Below are 17,282 nucleotides of genomic sequence, written 5' to 3'. Positions count from 1 at the left end.
GTGAGCGATGTATGAAACAAATTTTACGACACTCGTTTGAAGCAGTCAGCTTGCTGACCACAAACCACGGTATGCTGGATGTCACTTTTATTCCCGCTTTTAATCAGCCTGATTGGATTATTCCAAGCGGTCTGATTTTGAGCATTGAGGACACTCATAAGCGAGCCTCCAGCTATCATTGGCAGCAGCAAGTATTGCCTGTGTTTGATCTGCTCACGCAAGAACAAACGCCTGATAAGATGATTATACTAGAAGGTAACACCATAGAGCACCGCATGGTGCTCCAGACGTCAGGTCAATTGTATCAGCGCCAAGTGGGTATCTCTGATGTGAAAGATACAGATAGGCAGGCGTATTTTGCCGACTCTGACAGCACGGATAAAACTACCGCTGAGGGACGCTTTACGGCAGAGGGTATGCTATCCTACCTTTTTCAAACGGTGATGATTGAGGACACCGTTTATGTGGTGCCTGATTTAGAAAAAATCGCGCATCAGTTGGTTGAGATGGACAGCTAGCGTTCGGTTGGTATCGTTAATCTGTTTTAAAATAGATACAAACCTACGGCTATTCATTTTCCTTGTGTGCATTGCCAACCAATCACTGTCATAAATAGCGATAAGGATAATAGAGCAGCTCATGAATAACACACAGTCAAATATGTCCAAGTGGTCAGTCACTAGTCGCGTGTTTCATTGGATTAGTGCGGTTTTGTTGCTAGTCACTTGGATTCTGATATTGTTATACGAAAACCTCGATAGCAATCTTTATATCGGCTTGCATAAGGCGTTTGGGATCAGTTTATTGTTTTGGATGATCGCGCGGGTGATTAACCGTGTTTTTACCAAAGCGCCGTCAGCACTGCCCATGCCAGCTTGGCAGTTGTGGGTCTCTAAACTGTCGCACTTTGCCTTGTATGCTACATTGATCGCGATGCCGTTGGCGGGTTTGTTGATGTCTGTATATGGTGGCAGACCGGTAGATATTTTTGGTTTGTTTCAGATTCCAGTATTTGTCACACCAGATAGAAGCTTGGCGCGTTTTTTTAATGACATGCATACCGATATCATTTGGCCGATGATTATCGGCTTTACATTGCTACATATCGCTGCAGCGTTGTATCATCAGTTTGTCAAAAAAGACAACCTGCTCGCTCGTATGAAATAAGCGTACTGACAGATTGCCACATAGAAAAGCCCTAAGTAAGATGCTTAGGGCTTTTTCGTATGCGTCACAAAATCGCTGATAAGAGGCGCTGTACTGCTAGACTTATCTTTTTTTGTGCTCAGGCAAATTGATGTTCATTTCTAAGACGTCTAAGCTGTCTTCGGAGCGATGATTGATATTGACATCATCAATCTGTACACCATTGACGTATTTATTGACCACCTCTAGTATTTCACGCTTCATTTTTTCGATGCGATCGACGGTGAGACGACTGTTTAGGCGGTTTTCGCTTGCAACGATGACCTTAAGACGCTCAGTGGCTAGGTTGGCGCTACCAGCACTACTGCTGTCATCAGTACCAAATAGGCTACTCCAAAATCCTTTTTTCTTACTCATTATTAACTCCCAAACCAGCGCTGTAGTAGACTCTTTTTCTTCACATCGATATGACGTAGCGGACGCTCTTCACCCAAAAAGCGGGCAACGATGTCATCATAACATTGACCAGCAACCGAATCGCCATAATGAATCACAGGCTCACCATGGTTAGAGGCTTCCAAGACGGAGTGGCTTTCGGGCACCACACCGAGCAATGGCACTTTTAAAATATCATTAGAGATGGTGTTAATGTCCATCATCTCATTTGCTGCTGCACGTTCAGGATTGTAGCGCGTGATGACCAAATGCTCACGGACGGAGCCTTGGTTTTCTGCAACTTTTTTTGTTTGGCTTTGCAAAATACCAATAATGCGATCTGAGTCACGAACCGAGGAAATCTCAGGGTTGGTGACGATGATGGCTTCATCAGCATGATACATGGCCAGCTGCGCGCCGCGCTCGATACCAGCAGGCGAGTCGCAGATGATATAGTCAAACTGCTTAGACAGCTCAGACATGACCTCGCTCACGCCCTCATCTGTCAGAGCGTCTTTATCACGCGTTTGACTGGCAGGAAGGATATACAAGTTTTCAAGCTGTTTGTCTTTGACAAGCGCTTGCGACAAACGAGCATTGCCGTTGATCACATCGACAAAGTCGTACACGATTCGATTTTCACAACCCATGATTAAGTCTAGATTACGTAGACCCACATCAAAATCGATAACGACCGTCTTATAACCACGCAATGCTAAACCGGCGGCAAAAGAGGCACTTGTCGTGGTTTTGCCCACGCCGCCTTTACCTGAAGTGATGACAACTATCTTCGCCACAATGGCACACTCCTATGAATCAATGGGATATCTATTATAAAAAATAGCGCACGCTTATATCGTTCACTGTAAATATAAGCACTACCTGCGAAAGTAGCCTAGCATAAATAAACAAAAATTTATAGCAGGTCTATACAGCAGTAAACAATCTGTATCAGTCGCCCTGCACACCATCAGATGCCAGTGTATTTATATCTAAACGACGATACCGAGTTCAATACCAATATCAATACCAGTATGACTCGTGCTATGACACCTCTCTATAGACTATAGACCGGCGTAACATAAACGCCTTAATAGATGATATAACGAGCGCTGATGAATAGGGTAAATAGTGGCAGAGCCAGCAATTCATCATAGAGCAGTTTTGTTAAATAAACTTACAGTACTATTAAAGCGGTCATTATCTATAGCGAGACTGCCAATATCGTAGCATTATTTGTCGCCAGCCATGTTTTTATTTGCGCAGACGTTTACAAGCCAGAGCTGCTGGTATTGCGGCTGGCATTTTTGTCTACGAGCGCTATACATCATCCATGACTGTAAATACTAAACCTTCTCCTTCGACAAACCGCACTTGTACTGATTTGTCGATCACGTGCTCAGGTAGGTTGTCGCGCAGGCAGTAAGTGCCAGCGACCGATACCAATGAGGGGTTAAAGACTTGACAGAAGATACGCGCGTCTTTGTCGCCGGTGGCACCTGCTACCAGACGGCCTTGCGCACGCCCATATACGTGTAGGCTGTTGTCAGTGATGGCTTCAGCTCCGCTATTGACGCTATTGGTCAAAATCAAATCGCCGCCCACATGATTGAGGCTTTGGCCTGAGCGTAGCATTTGGTCATAAATAAGGCTGGTGATTTGCTCAGCGCTGACCAATGTCTCAGCGGCAACATCAGCGAGCGTTGTCTCAGTGGTAGCGGTGCTATCTGTCGCGGCGTTGTCTTCTGGACTGCTGGCCGCGCTTGATTCAGCAGGTTGGTCTGCGGTGACTTGCTGACGCTGGGTCGCTGGTTTTTTGGTCGGTAAGATGCGCTCAATACGCTTGCCATCAGCAGGAAAAATGGCCAAACGCAGCTCACGCGCCTGTGCATCCAGCAAACCTGTGACGACACCGATGGGCTGTAGTCCCCACGACCATAGCAGCTCTACCAAAGCAGAGAGATCCTGCTCGACCTCGCTATCGATAAGGACTGGGATATTGCTCGATTTACCGCTGAGTGTGGCTGCAAGCTGAGCTTCGATAGCACTGAGATCATCTGTGCCAAACTGCAAACGCGAAAAGGTCAGCATCTTGCCATAAAACGCCAACGCTGGTGCGGCGCTTGCGCCTTGGGTGCCATTATCTAAAACTGTCATATATCAATCCTCAAGAGATAATCTTGTCGCTGTCTTTACCGTACTATGTATTGTCGTGTCATACGCTGTATGACTCAGTGATGCTGTGTGATACCAGTCTTTATCTGGCATTGGGTTGATGGTCAAATGTATCGCTCAAAGGTTGAGCATGTCTTGATGTTTCCACTGCTGGACTTTTACCTGTGCTTCAAACTCCGTCAAACTGTCGTCGATAATACTAGAAATTAAAGTGTCCAGTGCGCTGTTGTCGGTGTCTATTTGCGCAATACCACTGGCAATGGCCACCATCAACTCGTCTAAGCGTTCAGGGTCTAGCAGGCGTTTATTGAGAGCGTACACGACGTTTTCCCCAATATTGTGCCCGACATGCTGTAGCTGCGACTCAATCAGGCTGCCAGCGATGGGTATCATGCGCAGATAACGACGCAGCTCAGGCGTATTGGCCAAGCCTTCTTCGATAGCGCCGCCCATCTCACGGGCGAGTATGCTGCCGCCGCCTGAGGCTGCAGTCAGTGCCTGTAGTTTGGGCACCAGCTCTGTGCGCAGGACGGAGAGTACCGCAGCTTCTATCTCACGACGATTGCGCGCTATCGTGGACTCGATAAAGGATTTGTGTGTTTCAGGATTGGTCAGCTGCTGCCGAAAGTTTTGGATGGTGGTCAGTATCACGCGATCAGACAGCTCTTCTAATAAGAGGTCAATATAAAACTTGATGCGATTGATCCAAGGCTGCGGCAGTACTTGATAGCCAAGCTGATACAGACGGCGGCCAATGATGACAGCACGAAACAAGCGCAGCGCGCGCAGCTGCGGAAAACAGCCAAGCACTTCATACCAATGCACAAAAGGAAAAAAGAACCAGCGATAATATACGTTGTCTTTGATTGCAATTGCCCAACGTAGCAACAGCTCTGCAATCAAAAATATCGTAAAAAACCCACCAGCGGTACGCAAGGGGTCGTGTAAAGTGTTTTGATACCAAAGCAGCGCCTCACTGATGCGCAGCCACTCTGCGACATGACTGCTAAAATTGCTCATCAAAATCGCATCGATACTGATCAACAACAGATCAATACTGATGGCCACGATCATCACAATGTCATAAGCCAGCTTTGCGCGGTTTGGCTTTGGCCGATTGGGGCGACTGGGTGGCGGATGATCAGGTAGCCGAGTCGACTGATTGGGCACAGAGGCTGTGTTCAGCTGCGAGCTAGGAGTAGATGAGGCGGGCACAGTCAGACCTTATTAATGATAAAATGATAAATGGTACAAAGCATAGGTGAGATAGACGGCGTACGATAAATACATCTTCACCATCAGCGGATCATGACTCACATTATCAATGAATAGGACTAAAAAACAACCCATCTTTTATGATATCGGTCGCTTGCAATAAAAATGATACGTGAATGCCGATAGCGTGGCTCGCCGCGCAAGACCAGCCACCAGTGATTTGGCTGCTATTTAGCCATCATGCAGCATTCAAGTATTATGAAGTATGGTCAGCGGCAGGGTTGTGCTCAAAATCTGCTAACATGTCGCTGATGCGCTGATCTTTGTCGCGCCAAACTTGCTCAATCCACGCAAACATTTGTGCTTTTACTTGCTCATCGTTTTCGTAGCCGCCGCGTTTAATCCCAGCAAACAGCTCAGCTGGGATGTTTAGGTATCTGACGTCAACGCCTAAGCGTTTGATATTGCCTTTCCACAGATCGCTGTAGGTAGGGACGCCATCAGGATACACGATGGTCATATCCAGCAGGCCATCCATCTCACTGCCCAGTGCATTGATGGCTAAAGAGAGTCCGCCTGCGCGTGGTTTGAGCAAATGTGTATAAGGAGATTTTTGCTGTTCGTGTTTGGCTTGGGTAAAGCGCGTGCCCTCTAGGTAATTTAACAACGTGAAGGGCTTGTCTTTTAACAACGCGCAGGCACGTTTGGCTTCCTCGATATCTTGGCCTTTTAGGGCGGGGTTTTTTGCCATTGCTTCTTTTGAGTGTCGGCGCATCATTGGGAAGTCTAAAAAGTAAAACGCCTGACCCACGATTGGGATATAAATCAGCTCAAACTTGGTAAAAAACCGTGTGAGCGGCAAGCGTTTTTCGCTGATATATTGGACGATGCTGGTATCGACCCAAGACTGATGGTTGCTAATGAGCAGATATTTGCCCTCAGTATTGACGTCGTCGGGCAGGCTGATTCGCCAGTCCTTACGCGGCAACATGTTATCAATCAAGGCATTATTGCTACTGATCCAGTGGTTGGTGATTTTGATGACGGTTTTATCGGCGATCGGTGCGCCGGTGATGATTTTGCCCACGCCCATTAACCATAAAGGAATACTACCAACGAAGCTGTTGGCTGCAATGACGCCTGTCGCTGTCGCAAGCGAGACCGCTTTTCCGAGCTTTGGGCTGCGCTTATGTATTTTTTTGATAGTAGATGTCAGTCGCATGCTAAATCCTTTTCAATCGGTATTGTTGGGATATTTATGGTCCACCGCTTAAGACAAAAGGTATGGTGAAGTAAGTTCATATACGAAGTGATTTTAGCAGAAAGCACTCATAGTGTACGAGTGTAAACGTGACTTACGATAACAAGTTTTGAGATGAGACTGATAGTCGGCGTGAGAGCAAGAGATTTTGTGGGTAAAGAATTTTTTTATGATTATCAGGGCTCATGAGTAAAAGATATCGTAGCAGAAGAAAACCGCACAAAGCCCTGTCTTTTTTAGGGCATGTCCCTATTTTAAAAATGGTGATAAAAATGAGATAAATCACAGGCAAACAAGGAAAATAGCGCAGGTAATATCAAGATATTGACCAGCTATTTGACACCGTTTACCAAAGATTTAGCCATTTTTAGCCCATTTAGTCATAAACGCTTGAATTAGGGACACGCCCTAATAGTATCTTCTGCACTTTTCATACATAGGTGTGACAAAATATTACACATAATGAGATTGTAATTGCCATAATAATGATGAGTGTATACAAGCACCTAAATAAGATTAATGGAAAAATCTTCATAAAAACACAATTTATTTGTCATTTTACTGGTTTAAACTTAAGAGGAAATATTATGCGTAACCAACTTATGATTGCGGCAGTAGCATCAGGTCTAGCTTTAAGCGGCTGTACTACTGATCCAAACACCGGACAGCAGCGTCTAAACAAAACCGCTCTAGGTACTCTAGCAGGTGCAGCAGGCGGCGCGGTAATCTCTAAAGCAACAGGCGGCGAAAAGACTGGCCGTGATGCGGCTATCGGTGCAGCACTAGGCGCAGGCGTGGGCTATTACATGGAGCGTCAGGCCAAGCAGCTTGAACAGCAAATGGCAGGCACTGGCGTTACTGTTGAGCAGAACCCAACGACAGGTGACATTGATCTAGTCATGCCAGGCAACATTACCTTTGCTTTTGATGATGCGACCCTAAGCTCATCTTTCAAGCCAACGCTTGATAAGCTGGCCTCGACCATGAACCAGTATAACAAGACCACGGTAAACATCGCAGGTCATACAGACAGCCGCGGTTCAGCCTCTTATAACATGGGTCTATCACGTGACCGCGCTTATTCAGTAGCCAACTACCTAACAGCACGCGGTGTGTCTGCTAATCGTATCAATGTAGTGGCTTACGGCGAGTCTCGCCCAGTTGCGGACAACAGCACTGACTATGGTCGCCAGCAAAACCGCCGCGTTGAGTTGACCATCAACTCGCCACAGAGCGTTAACTAATTTATCGTTCTGTCGATAAGTTAAATAGTTATAATAAGTAGATTGATCATAAAAGAGTCAGCGAATTGCTGGCTTTTTTATGCCTAATATCAGACTATCACCATCGCCGTGAATGCTGATGTAAAATTAAATATTGATAATGATTATCAATAACCCTATAATTCATAGAGGTTTTAGATAAATGCCGTAACATAAGCGCAATAACCGATACTGACTTTATCTACATTATGATATATAGATAAAGTCAGTACGCGCTGTGGCACTGACGACGATTTTTTCTTTTGTAATATCTTTGAGGATGTGTATGACGATTACCACAGGAACGAGCCGTAAGATTTTCCCCACCGCTTTGGCTGCTGCGCTGACAGGGTTATTAATGGTGTCGGGTTGCACCAAACAAACCGACGAAAATGCCGAGACAAGTGCAGAGAGTCAAACAGAAGTACAAAGCGCAGAGTCAGTGGACAGCGGCGAGCTATCGGCGACGGATCAGGCACATACTGACAGATTGGTAATCAGCTATGCCAATATGGCTCATGCCGCCTACAAAGACTCACTTGAAACGGCTAAAGCGCTACAAAAGGCGGTAGAGACCTATGTAGAGACGCCCACTGAAGCCAATCTAGAGGCGGCAAAAGCAGCTTACAAAACGGCGCGTCAGCCATACTCTCAGACAGAGGTTTTCCGTTTTGATGAAGGGTTTGTGACGGCCAATGATAAGCGCGCCATCGGTAGTGTCGATGGCTGGGAAGGTCAGGTCAATGCGTGGCCACTTGATGAAGCTTTGATCGACTATGTCAGCGATAGCTACGAAGGCGAGTACAACAGCCAAGACAATATCATCAATAGCGACAGCATCACGGTCGGTAGTATCAAACAAGATACCAGCAATATTACACCTGAGTTACTGGCAGATATGAATGAGATCGGCGGTAGTGAAGCCAATGTCACCACAGGCTATCATGCGATTGAGTTTATGCTATGGGGCCAAGACACCAACGGCGTCAGCGCAGGGGCAGGCGAGCGCCCTGTGACTGACTATGTCACCGAAGCCGGACAATGTACCAGCGGTGATACGGTCAATGAAGACGTCAGTATCTGTGAGCGTCGCGGCGAGTTCTTAAAAGCGGCAGCGCAGTTGCTGGTAGATGACCTCACAGCGATGGAAGCTGAGTGGCAGCCTGAGAGCGAAAACACTCTACGTAGCGATCTGATGGCGCGTAAATACGACAATGGCCTACGTCAAATCATGTATCAAATGGGCAGCTTGGCTTTAGGTGAGCTGGCCTCTGAGCGCATGCAGGTCGCGTTTGTGACCGGCTCTACTGAAGATGAGCACGAGTGCTTTAGTGACTTAACTCACCTAAGCTATGCCAATAACGCACGCGGCATCCAAAACGTCTTTAATGGCAGCTATAAGACTGTCGCTGGCAAAACCATCGGTGGCTACGGTGTCAAAAACTATCTGATCGATAGTGGTCATCAAGAAGCGGCTGATAAGCTGACTGCTGACTTTAAAAAGGTCGAAGACGCCTTTAATGTCATCGTAGAAAAAGGCGAAAAAGAAGGCATCAAGGTCGATCAGATGATTGCAACGGTCGGTCAAGCGAGCAAGCATGACATCTCAGCAGAAGAGCAAAACAAACGCCGCGGCTGGATCGAGGCGGGTATCACAAGTCTGCAAGCGCTAACAGATGGTATCGAAAATGCGGCAAAAGCAGTCGGTATCGATAACTTAGACGCGGACGCTGGCTCACAGTTTTAAGCGATTGACTTCTCTCACATAGAATAATTTCATGATGTCGATTATGTTTTACAAGTCATGAAAAGCTGACGGAAGATATGTTTGTAAAAGGACAAGTTATATATAATACATGCGTTGTTAACGACCGTTAGCAACGTATTTTTACGTGCAATAAAATAGGTCAGACGTTGACTTATAGCGTCGATGTATTTTTATACCGTTATATTGATAAGAAAAAATACTGTTATAGCCAGCCATTTTAATGGTTCTACTTGAGAACTAAGGCAACACCTATGAGCGTCATTCCTGCCAAACCCTCTGCTTTCCCTTTCTTTTCTTCAAGCTTACAAGGTACATCGTTGAAACTTGCGCTCACCGTCGCAGGTGCAATCGCCATCAGCGCTTGTCAGCCCACGGATAGCACGTCAGACAGCGCATCGACCAATAAAAATACCAATGACACTGCCGTTGCAAGTGGCGAAGGCGCGTCCGCTTTGACGCCTAAACGTACGCAAACCGTGGAAGCGCTGGCTGGCGTGCCAATGCAGCAGCTGGTAACATTTGACCCGCAAGAGATCAAACAAGGCGGCGACACGGGTATTAGCATCACCAGTAGCGAGAGTTACTCCAAACCCTCATCCAATCTGTCGGCCTCGCGTAAGGGCAGTTTTTTTATTGGTAATGCATTTTTTCGTCAGCCGTGGGTGGTCGCACCTGCCAGTACCGATAGCCGTGATGGTCTGGGGGCATTGTTTAACGTCGCGGCTTGTCAATCTTGTCATATTAAGGACGGCCGTGGCCACGCACCGATGAGTAGTGAGGACGATGCCGATAGCTTGCTGATTCGTTTGGCGATGCCAGCGACCACCGATGAGGAGCGAGCGCAGCTGCAAAACTCGCTGATCGAAAAAGTCGTGCATCCGATGTATGGCGGCCAGCTACAAGATCGCGGTATTCAGGGCGTGCCTGCTGAAGCAAGAATCGCGGTGCAGTGGACAGACAAGCCCGTCACTTTCGCTGATGGTCACGTCGAAACCCTGCGCGCGCCCACCTTTCATCTAACCAACCCTGGCTATGGGGCGTTTGATGATGAGATGATGGTATCGCCGCGCGTGGCCTTGCCGATGATTGGGCTTGGACTGTTGGAACAAATACCTGATGACGATATCAAGAAACAAGCCGTCGATAATGACAGCGCTGATATCAGTGGCAAGTTTAACTGGGTCATGGATCCACAGACGGGCAAAACCGCGTTGGGACGCTTTGGCTGGAAAGCAGGACAAACCAAGCTTTTGACACAGAACCAAAGTGCTTTTAATGAAGATATGGGGCTGACCTCAAACATCCGTCCTCATGAGTCCTGCATGCCTGCGCAAACGGCGTGTGTCAATGCAACCACGGGCGCTGATGAGCAAGGCGGTGGTAAGCCGCCGGTGGAAGTCAATGACGAGGTGGCCAAGTTTGTGGAGTTTTATACACGCAATCTGGCCGTCCCGCATCGCCGTCATGCCGAGGATGAGCTAGTACTTGCTGGCAAAAAACGCTTTTATGATATGGGCTGCCAAAGTTGTCATACCCCGCGCTATCAGTTGCCAAAAACCGACGACGACCATCTTGAGCAGCACGGACAAGTGATTTATCCTTATACTGATTTGCTGCTGCATGATATGGGCGACGAGCTTGCCGATCGGACGATTTCTGGTAAGCTGCCGCCCAAAGACGCGCAAGTAGAGTTTTTGGCCAACTCTTATGAGTGGCGAACGCCGGCTTTATGGGGTATTGGTCTTGCCCAAACGGTCGATCCGCAAGCGACGTTTTTGCATGATGGCCGTGCACGCACCTTGATGGAAGCAGTACTATGGCACGGCGGCGAGGCCGAAAAACAAAAACAAAAAGTCCTACAGTTAGATAAGCAAGGACGAGCTGAATTGACAGCGTTCTTGCAGTCGCTATAAATTGCTTGACCAAAGGCTTGTGGGCAAAGGGTGTGCTCTTAGCAAACGACCAATAAACAATTGATAAAACCATTCATACAAATACCGAGAAACTTATGAAAATAAACCCTGCTGTAGCAATGGCACTGTCTGCTTTGAGTGCGGGCCTGCTGATCAGCTGCGTCAAACCTGCAGATGAAAACAAAGTGCCAGACTCTGAGGGTCAAGAAGTCGCGCAAGATAGCGCTGCTACGCCTTCTGTAGATGACAAAAATAACAGTACAGAGCGTATCGCTGCTGTCGATATCAGCGCTGAGACAGAAAAGACCTATCTGACCCATGTAGCAGATGACCTCGTCATTCCTGCCTATGCCGATGCGGCGCGTCAAAGTGAGCTGCTGCATGAGCTGGCACAAAAGCACTGTCAGTCAGACGCAGTCAGCGGTGATGAGCTGCAAGCGCTGCGGGATCAGTGGCTGGTGCTGGCACAAGCGTGGGCGCGCGCTGAGATGATCAACTTTGGGCCTGCCACCGCTAGCATGAGCAACCTATATATCAACTACTATCCTGATGAGCGCAGGCTGGTGCATAGCGGTGTGGCTGATTTGATCGCAGCCAATCCAAAGCTCACTGCAGAGCAGCTCGCTGATGAGAGTGCTATCGTGCAAGGGGTGCCAGGACTAGAAGAAGCCCTGTACGCCAATGATCGCTTGGATGCGGGGCAGTGTGCTTATGTGCTAAGCGCCAGTGACGCCTTGAGTACGCGCCTACAAAACATCGAAAAAGACTGGCAAAAAAAGGCGACAACGCTGTTGGCGATTGATAAAACAGCTGATAGCGATCAGGGCCTAAACCAATGGTTCAATTCGTTATTGTCATTGGTTGAGACCATGAAATCTAACGCCATTGACCAGCCTTTGGGACTGAACGGCAAAGCCAAAGGTCATGTGCCAGCCGCCACCGCTGGCCAAAGCCGCGCCATTATCAATGCCAAATTAGCCACGTTAAATGAGGCGCTGACCGACCCTGTCCTGACGGCAATCCTCGGCAGTAATAATGAAAACAACGTCGCTGATACGCTATCGACTGCCTTAGCAGATGCCACCACGCTATTGGCGCAGATGCCAGAAGATATCGCCACGGCTGATAAAGCAACGCAGCAAGAATTGTATGACCATCTGACCACCATTACTCGTATTATTAAGCGCCAGCTGATACCGACACTCGGTATCCGTGTGGGCTTTAATAGTACCGATGGCGATTAAATAATGCGTAAGCGTAATGACGATACCCATAACCGAGCTTTACTATCGAAAGATAGCAATCAGTCTCGCCACGAGCGACTGACGTCCGCTGTCATGACGACGCTCGCTAGCGTCACAGGTACAGCGGCGCTGGTCGCTGTTCATCATCATTATCGTAAACGCCGGCAGCCCGATGCAAGCTTGCAAGATTACGTGATCGGTGTCCGTGCGCAGTGGCAGACATGGCAGCTGAGCAGTAGCTCAGAGCCACAGCCGTCAGGGCAGCCTAAGTGGTCAAAGCTAGCACGCTTTCGCTATGCTTGCCAGCAGGCGGTAGTGACATGGCAGCGAGCCTATCAGCAGCCCTATTCAGATAATACTGATAACAATGTTATCTCTAATTTGGCTGCTGTGCATACCACCACCATGATGGCACGCCCTGTGTGCTGGGTGAGTGGGGTAGCATCTATGCCAAAAAATCTCACTGCCACTGACCACCCTGATGGCCAGTCTGACAATGACTTTGGCGTCGTCGGTATTGACGCTGATAGACAGATCGTTTGGCAGACCACCATGCCTGAGCGTGTCCATGATATCGTCGTACAGCCGTCTGTCGATGGAGTGCTTGATACAGATACCCAGTACGATATGCAATACCATAAAACCAATCATCAGCAGCGCCGTGATGTCGTGGTGATGGGGCGTCGCCCTAGTGAGAAGTTTTGGGTGCTTGATACTGCCACAGGGCAGGTCAAGACAGCTATTCAAGCGGCAAACCATCGACATTTTTATGGTCATGCCTGCTATAGCTTAGATGCCCAGCGTTTGTATGTGACCGAAAACGATACGGTGAGCCTCGATGGCAAAATCGGTGTCTATGATGCGACTGATGACTATCAGAAAATCGCAGAATTTGATGCTTTTGGTATCGGCCCGCATGAGCTGGTGATGCATCCTGACGGCGACACACTGGTGATCGCCAATGGCGGTATCAAAACCGAGCGTGCCTCACGAGAAGAGCTAAATCTCGATAGCATGCGCCCGTCATTGGTGTATCTCAATCGTCATACGGGGGCGTTGCTGGAGCAGGTCGTCCCAGCGCACAACCAGATGAGCGTGCGCCATCTCGCCATGCATGACGATGGCAGAGTGATGATTGGTATTCAGTTTCAAGGAGATAAGCATATCAATGTGCCCTTGGTACTGACGCATCATCGCGGCGATGCTGACTTCGAGCCGCTCACCATGCCTAATGATGAGTGGCAGCGCTTTCATCAGTATATCGCCAGCGTCGCCGTCGATAGTGTGCATGATTTACTATGTGTCACCACCCCAATTGGCGGCTGTGCGGCGATTTATGATCTAAATACGCAGCAGCTGATCGATGATGTCAGTTTGCCAGATTGTGCGGGCGCGTCGGTGTTGGCTGATGAGAAAAAAGCAGGTTTTATCGTGAGTGATGGGCAAGGGCGGCTAACGACATTGGAGGTGAAGTCGGCACCGACAGCAGCCAACACATTGCTAGATACCGCTTGGCAAGTGAGGATCGACAGCAAGTGGCATAAAATGTCTTTTGACAATCATTTGCAAGCGCTATAACGGCGATAAGTGCTAAATAACAAAGCAAGAATATAAGTATGTAAGGAGACAGGCCATCAGTTTACATGCGGTGAGACAACATCTTGCGCAGGCAGGGATAGAGCTGCAAATCAATAAAAAGCGCGTCAAAAACATCAATTTTCGCTTAAAGCCGTACACATTGATGGTCTCCGCACCGGCTTTTATCAGTACCGCGCAAATCGAGCAAGCCATTGCCAAGCGTGTGTCTTGGGCAATCGACAATCATGCACAAGTCTTAGAGCAGCACCAGCGTAAACACCGTCCTTTAACGGACGCTTCAACGGCCGACAGCCCTGTTTTACTTTGGGGTGCCGAGCAATCTATCACACTCAGCCATGATAAAAAACTGGCCTATTACCGTGAGCAGCTTGCGGCTATCATGCCGTCATTGTTTGACAAATGGCAACCTGTGGTCGGTGCCTATGCCAATGAGATACGCCTAAAAAAGATGCATACGCGCTGGGGCAGCTGCAACACGCGCGCGCGTCGTATTTGGCTGTCTGTGTATCTGCCTGCCTACCCGATTGAATGCACCGAATATGTCATCGTCCATGAGCTGTGTCACCTGCACCATGCCAACCATAGCCATGAGTTTTGGCAAACGGTGGCGACCGCGATGCCAGACTACCGGTATTGGCACGATATGCTAGCAGGCAAGACAGGGCAGCTGGATTAAGAATGGTATGGTCAATCCGATATAAAAACTATACAGCTATGCCAGCGTGCTACTAGGGCGTGTCCTCAATTCAATCGATAGCCATCTAAATCTGGCCAAACGGTGTCAAATAGCTGACTAATATCTCAATATTATCTGCGCTATTTTCCTTGTTTGACGGCGATTTATCTCATTTTTATCACCATTTTTAAAATGAGGACACACCCTAGTATAAGTTTTTCTTGCGTGCTGCAAACCTAGAGGCTGCGCAACCTACATTTAAAAACAGCATCCCAGTAGCACTGTGCTTATTTTATAGTGCATCGACTATATCAATAATAACGCCAAGTAACCTATATAATACTGATATGATAATCTATAACAGTACAAAACGTATTATTTAAAATAAGCAATCAAGGATAAATATAATATGGAAAATGTCAGTCAAGCCGAGTTTTGGCAGCAGCGCTACGAAACCGATAGTATCGGTTGGGATATGAGACAGGTATCACCGCCGCTCAAAGCCTATATCGACCAATTACCTGAGTCGGCAAAGCATGATGCTATCTTAGTACCGGGCGCGGGCAATGCTTATGAAGTCGGTTATCTTTATGAGCAAGGATTTACTAACGTCACGTTATTAGACTTTGCGCCTGCGCCGATTGCCGACTTTGCTAGACGTTATGCTAACTTTCCATCTGAGCACTTAGTCTGCGCCGACTTTTTTGAATTATCGCCTGCGCAGTATCAGTTTGATTGGGTATTTGAGCAGACGTTTTTTTGTGCCATTGACCCTTCACGCCGCGACGATTATGTCAAAAAAATGGCCTCACTGCTCAAACCACAAGGTAAGCTGGTTGGCGTGTTGTTTAATGTCGATTTTGGCCGTGATGAGCCGCCCTTTGGTGGTACAAAAGAAGCGTATCAGCAGCATTTTGCCAGCCATTTTGATATCGATATTATGGAGCGCTGCTATAACTCACATCCGGCACGGCAAGGCAGAGAGCTATTTATTAAGCTGCAAGCAAAGTAAGCTCGCGTTGGATGTTCGCTCGTGCTGGCGTCTCAAGCCGCTCATAGTAATAGCAAGTCAGATAAAGCTTTGGATGCGCCAATAGTCTGTTTAATACCGCCATTCGTCCTGTACGATATTCGGCTAATGGCACATGGCGATACTCTTGGCGCACCGCTTGCGCATAGCGCTCGTACTGTGGCCAAGGCGCAGCCAAAATACTTAAATCCATATCCAACAAGTACGCTGCATCACTGATTTTGTCAGGGCCGGATAGTCCCGTAAGTTGATGGTTAGCAGTCATCATGATCAGCGCATAGAGGTGCTCGCACTGCTCAGCGCAAAGATACGGGCGTAACGTCTCTGCTGCGTACTCGGCGCTTTTTTGCTCATTGTCTGTACGCAGCGGGTCGTATACCACATCATGATAAAACAGGGCTAATGCGATAATATGAGGCTCATTAAGCTTATGCTTGATTTGCTCAAACTGTTCAAACAATTGCTGCAAGTGGCGTAAGGTATGATAAGCGCGCTGATTTTCGTTATAGCGAGTAGCGATATCTTGCCACAGCGCATGGACTGTCGTCGGCTTGATATCGCTATTTGTAGCCGATAGTAGATGCTTCTCAAAGCATTGACTAAGACGAGAGCTGGTTTGCAAGAGGTCGGTCATATTTGCTTAGCTCTTATTGGCCGCTTCTTCTAATGCTTGTTTAAACACATTACCCAGCAAGTTGACATCATCGACCCGCGCATAATTTAAACGCGTGACAAAGGCAATGTGACGATGCGGTCCGGCCTCGGCAAGTGGCACAGCGACCGCGTTTTGGTTATGTAGATGCAGCTGATCTAAGGCCATCTCTGGCACCAGCGTTGTCCCCATGTTGGCAAGTGCCATCTGAATCAAAGTATTGAGACTGGCATCAGAAAAGCTCGATTTCATCTGCGCGCGATCGAAATGACAGACGGATAAGGTTTGATCGGTTAAGCAGTGACCCTCGCCCAATAGCATCAGATTCGCGGTCGCTAGCTCATCAGAGCTAATGCTATCAAGCTTGGCGTGTACATCATCTTTGGGAAATACCGCAAAAAAGTCCTCACTCCAAAACTCAAAACTGTGTAGCCCATCGACCGCATAAGGCAAGGCAATAATAGCCGTATCGATATGGCCGTAGCGTACCTGCTCGAGTAGTCGCTCGGTTTGCTGCTCGATGATGGTCATGCGAAACTCAGGATAATGCTCGCGCAGCGCGGGCAGTACTTTAGGCAGCAAGTACGGGGCAATCGTTGGAATGATGCCGACCGTCATCGGATATGCAAGCGGGGTCTTGTGACTGTGGGCGCGTGTGGTCAAATCCCGCACTTCAGAAAACACCCGCTGAGCGCGTGTCAAGATATCTTGCCCAATCGGGGTGATCAGCACTTGCTTATTGTTACGCTCAAAAATCTGCGTATCCAGCTGTTTTTCGAGCTCAGCGATACCGAGACTCAGCGCAGACTGTGAGATATTACACTCTTCGGCCGCGCGCTTAAAATGGCGGTGTTTGGCGACGGCTAAGGCAAACTCAAGTTGACGTAAAGTAATCATAAAACCTCT

At 47.9% G+C, this 17,282-nt stretch carries 16 protein-coding genes; 9 read left to right on the top strand and 7 right to left on the bottom strand.

The genetic code is table 11. From position 1 onward, the window contains the following. Positions 1-11: 11 nt before the first annotated feature. Positions 12-518 carry a hypothetical protein gene (locus ACNFVB_RS11370; protein ID WP_274632000.1) on the top strand — a complete coding sequence of 169 codons (507 nt, stop codon included), beginning with the start codon at positions 12-14 and terminating at the stop codon, positions 516-518. Positions 519-639: 121 nt separating this feature from the next. Then, positions 640-1,167, top strand: coding sequence for a cytochrome b (locus ACNFVB_RS11365; RefSeq protein WP_430737574.1), 528 nt, complete (start codon positions 640-642; stop codon positions 1,165-1,167). A 102-nt stretch (positions 1,168-1,269) separates the two neighbouring features. Here ACNFVB_RS11365 and minE read toward each other — a convergent pair whose 3' ends face one another. The 5 genes from minE to ACNFVB_RS11340 all read right to left on the bottom strand — a co-directional run bounded on the left by minE (position 1,270) and on the right by ACNFVB_RS11340 (position 6,193). Further along, on the bottom strand, positions 1,270-1,563 hold the full coding sequence (gene minE / locus ACNFVB_RS11360; RefSeq protein ID WP_288996164.1) for a cell division topological specificity factor MinE: 294 nt from the start codon (positions 1,561-1,563) through the stop codon (positions 1,270-1,272). Positions 1,564-1,565: 2 nt separating this feature from the next. Further along, positions 1,566-2,378 carry a septum site-determining protein MinD gene (minD, locus tag ACNFVB_RS11355; RefSeq protein ID WP_192994936.1) on the bottom strand — a complete coding sequence of 271 codons (813 nt, stop codon included), beginning with the start codon at positions 2,376-2,378 and terminating at the stop codon, positions 1,566-1,568. 523 nt (positions 2,379-2,901) lie between these two features. After that, complete coding sequence (gene minC, locus ACNFVB_RS11350; protein ID WP_192994937.1) at positions 2,902-3,738, bottom strand: septum site-determining protein MinC; 837 nt, start codon at positions 3,736-3,738, stop codon at positions 2,902-2,904. Between the two features lie 135 nt (positions 3,739-3,873). After that, on the bottom strand, positions 3,874-4,971 hold the full coding sequence (locus tag ACNFVB_RS11345) for a hypothetical protein (protein WP_201583910.1): 1,098 nt from the start codon (positions 4,969-4,971) through the stop codon (positions 3,874-3,876). Positions 4,972-5,227: 256 nt separating this feature from the next. Next, entirely contained in the window at positions 5,228-6,193 is a 966-nt protein-coding gene (locus tag ACNFVB_RS11340; RefSeq protein WP_430737573.1) for an acyltransferase, read from the bottom strand. 626 nt (positions 6,194-6,819) lie between these two features. On the opposite strand from ACNFVB_RS11340, the gene ACNFVB_RS11335 reads away from it, so the two are divergent. The 7 genes from ACNFVB_RS11335 (at position 6,820) to ACNFVB_RS11305 (ending at position 15,706) form a co-directional block, all read left to right on the top strand. After that, complete coding sequence (locus ACNFVB_RS11335) at positions 6,820-7,476, top strand: OmpA family protein (RefSeq protein ID WP_274632005.1); 657 nt, start codon at positions 6,820-6,822, stop codon at positions 7,474-7,476. 304 nt (positions 7,477-7,780) lie between these two features. Next, a complete protein-coding gene (locus tag ACNFVB_RS11330; protein ID WP_274632006.1) occupies positions 7,781-9,241 on the top strand; it encodes an imelysin family protein in 1,461 nt (486 codons plus the stop codon). A gap of 272 nt (positions 9,242-9,513) precedes the next feature. Beyond that, positions 9,514-11,175, top strand: a complete 1,662-nt coding sequence (locus ACNFVB_RS11325) for a di-heme oxidoredictase family protein (protein WP_430737572.1) — start codon at positions 9,514-9,516, stop codon at positions 11,173-11,175. 95 nt (positions 11,176-11,270) lie between these two features. Further along, positions 11,271-12,419 (top strand): imelysin family protein, encoded by a 1,149-nt coding sequence (locus tag ACNFVB_RS11320; protein WP_430737571.1) that lies wholly within the window; start codon positions 11,271-11,273, stop codon positions 12,417-12,419. Between the two features lie 3 nt (positions 12,420-12,422). Beyond that, positions 12,423-13,997, top strand: coding sequence for a DUF1513 domain-containing protein (locus ACNFVB_RS11315; RefSeq protein WP_430737570.1), 1,575 nt, complete (start codon positions 12,423-12,425; stop codon positions 13,995-13,997). Positions 13,998-14,067: 70 nt separating this feature from the next. Beyond that, complete coding sequence (locus ACNFVB_RS11310) at positions 14,068-14,694, top strand: M48 family metallopeptidase (protein WP_430737569.1); 627 nt, start codon at positions 14,068-14,070, stop codon at positions 14,692-14,694. A 409-nt stretch (positions 14,695-15,103) separates the two neighbouring features. Next, positions 15,104-15,706, top strand: a complete 603-nt coding sequence (locus ACNFVB_RS11305; protein WP_430737568.1) for a methyltransferase domain-containing protein — start codon at positions 15,104-15,106, stop codon at positions 15,704-15,706. Here ACNFVB_RS11305 and ACNFVB_RS11300 read toward each other — a convergent pair. After that, positions 15,687-16,358 carry an HD domain-containing protein gene (locus tag ACNFVB_RS11300; protein WP_430737567.1) on the bottom strand — a complete coding sequence of 224 codons (672 nt, stop codon included), beginning with the start codon at positions 16,356-16,358 and terminating at the stop codon, positions 15,687-15,689. The genes ACNFVB_RS11305 and ACNFVB_RS11300 overlap by 20 nt on opposite strands. Positions 16,359-16,364: 6 nt before the next feature. Then, complete coding sequence (locus ACNFVB_RS11295; RefSeq protein WP_430737566.1) at positions 16,365-17,273, bottom strand: hydrogen peroxide-inducible genes activator; 909 nt, start codon at positions 17,271-17,273, stop codon at positions 16,365-16,367. Positions 17,274-17,282: the final 9 nt, after the last annotated feature.

It is taken from the genome of Psychrobacter sp. VH5 (genome assembly GCF_050572635.1).
GTDB lineage: Bacteria > Pseudomonadota > Gammaproteobacteria > Pseudomonadales > Moraxellaceae > Psychrobacter > Psychrobacter celer.
The sequence above is the reverse complement of the archived record's forward strand: the minus strand, read 5'-3'. Positions and strand labels throughout refer to the sequence as shown.

Excerpts from the sequence above, each read along its gene's own strand:
- ACNFVB_RS11370 (WP_274632000.1), top strand. The coding sequence starts at position 12 with ATGAAACAAATTTTACGACACTCGTTTGAAGCAGTCAGCTTGCTGACC.
- ACNFVB_RS11365 (WP_430737574.1), top strand. The coding sequence starts at position 640 with ATGAATAACACACAGTCAAATATGTCCAAGTGGTCAGTCACTAGTCGC.
- minE (WP_288996164.1), bottom strand. The coding sequence starts at position 1,563 with ATGAGTAAGAAAAAAGGATTTTGGAGTAGCCTATTTGGTACTGATGAC.
- minC (WP_192994937.1), bottom strand. The coding sequence starts at position 3,738 with ATGACAGTTTTAGATAATGGCACCCAAGGCGCAAGCGCCGCACCAGCG.
- ACNFVB_RS11340 (WP_430737573.1), bottom strand. The coding sequence starts at position 6,193 with ATGCGACTGACATCTACTATCAAAAAAATACATAAGCGCAGCCCAAAG.
- ACNFVB_RS11335 (WP_274632005.1), top strand. The coding sequence starts at position 6,820 with ATGCGTAACCAACTTATGATTGCGGCAGTAGCATCAGGTCTAGCTTTA.
- ACNFVB_RS11330 (WP_274632006.1), top strand. The coding sequence starts at position 7,781 with ATGACGATTACCACAGGAACGAGCCGTAAGATTTTCCCCACCGCTTTG.
- ACNFVB_RS11325 (WP_430737572.1), top strand. The coding sequence starts at position 9,514 with ATGAGCGTCATTCCTGCCAAACCCTCTGCTTTCCCTTTCTTTTCTTCA.
- ACNFVB_RS11320 (WP_430737571.1), top strand. The coding sequence starts at position 11,271 with ATGAAAATAAACCCTGCTGTAGCAATGGCACTGTCTGCTTTGAGTGCG.
- ACNFVB_RS11315 (WP_430737570.1), top strand. The coding sequence starts at position 12,423 with ATGCGTAAGCGTAATGACGATACCCATAACCGAGCTTTACTATCGAAA.
- ACNFVB_RS11305 (WP_430737568.1), top strand. The coding sequence starts at position 15,104 with ATGGAAAATGTCAGTCAAGCCGAGTTTTGGCAGCAGCGCTACGAAACC.
- ACNFVB_RS11300 (WP_430737567.1), bottom strand. The coding sequence starts at position 16,358 with ATGACCGACCTCTTGCAAACCAGCTCTCGTCTTAGTCAATGCTTTGAG.
- ACNFVB_RS11295 (WP_430737566.1), bottom strand. The coding sequence starts at position 17,273 with ATGATTACTTTACGTCAACTTGAGTTTGCCTTAGCCGTCGCCAAACAC.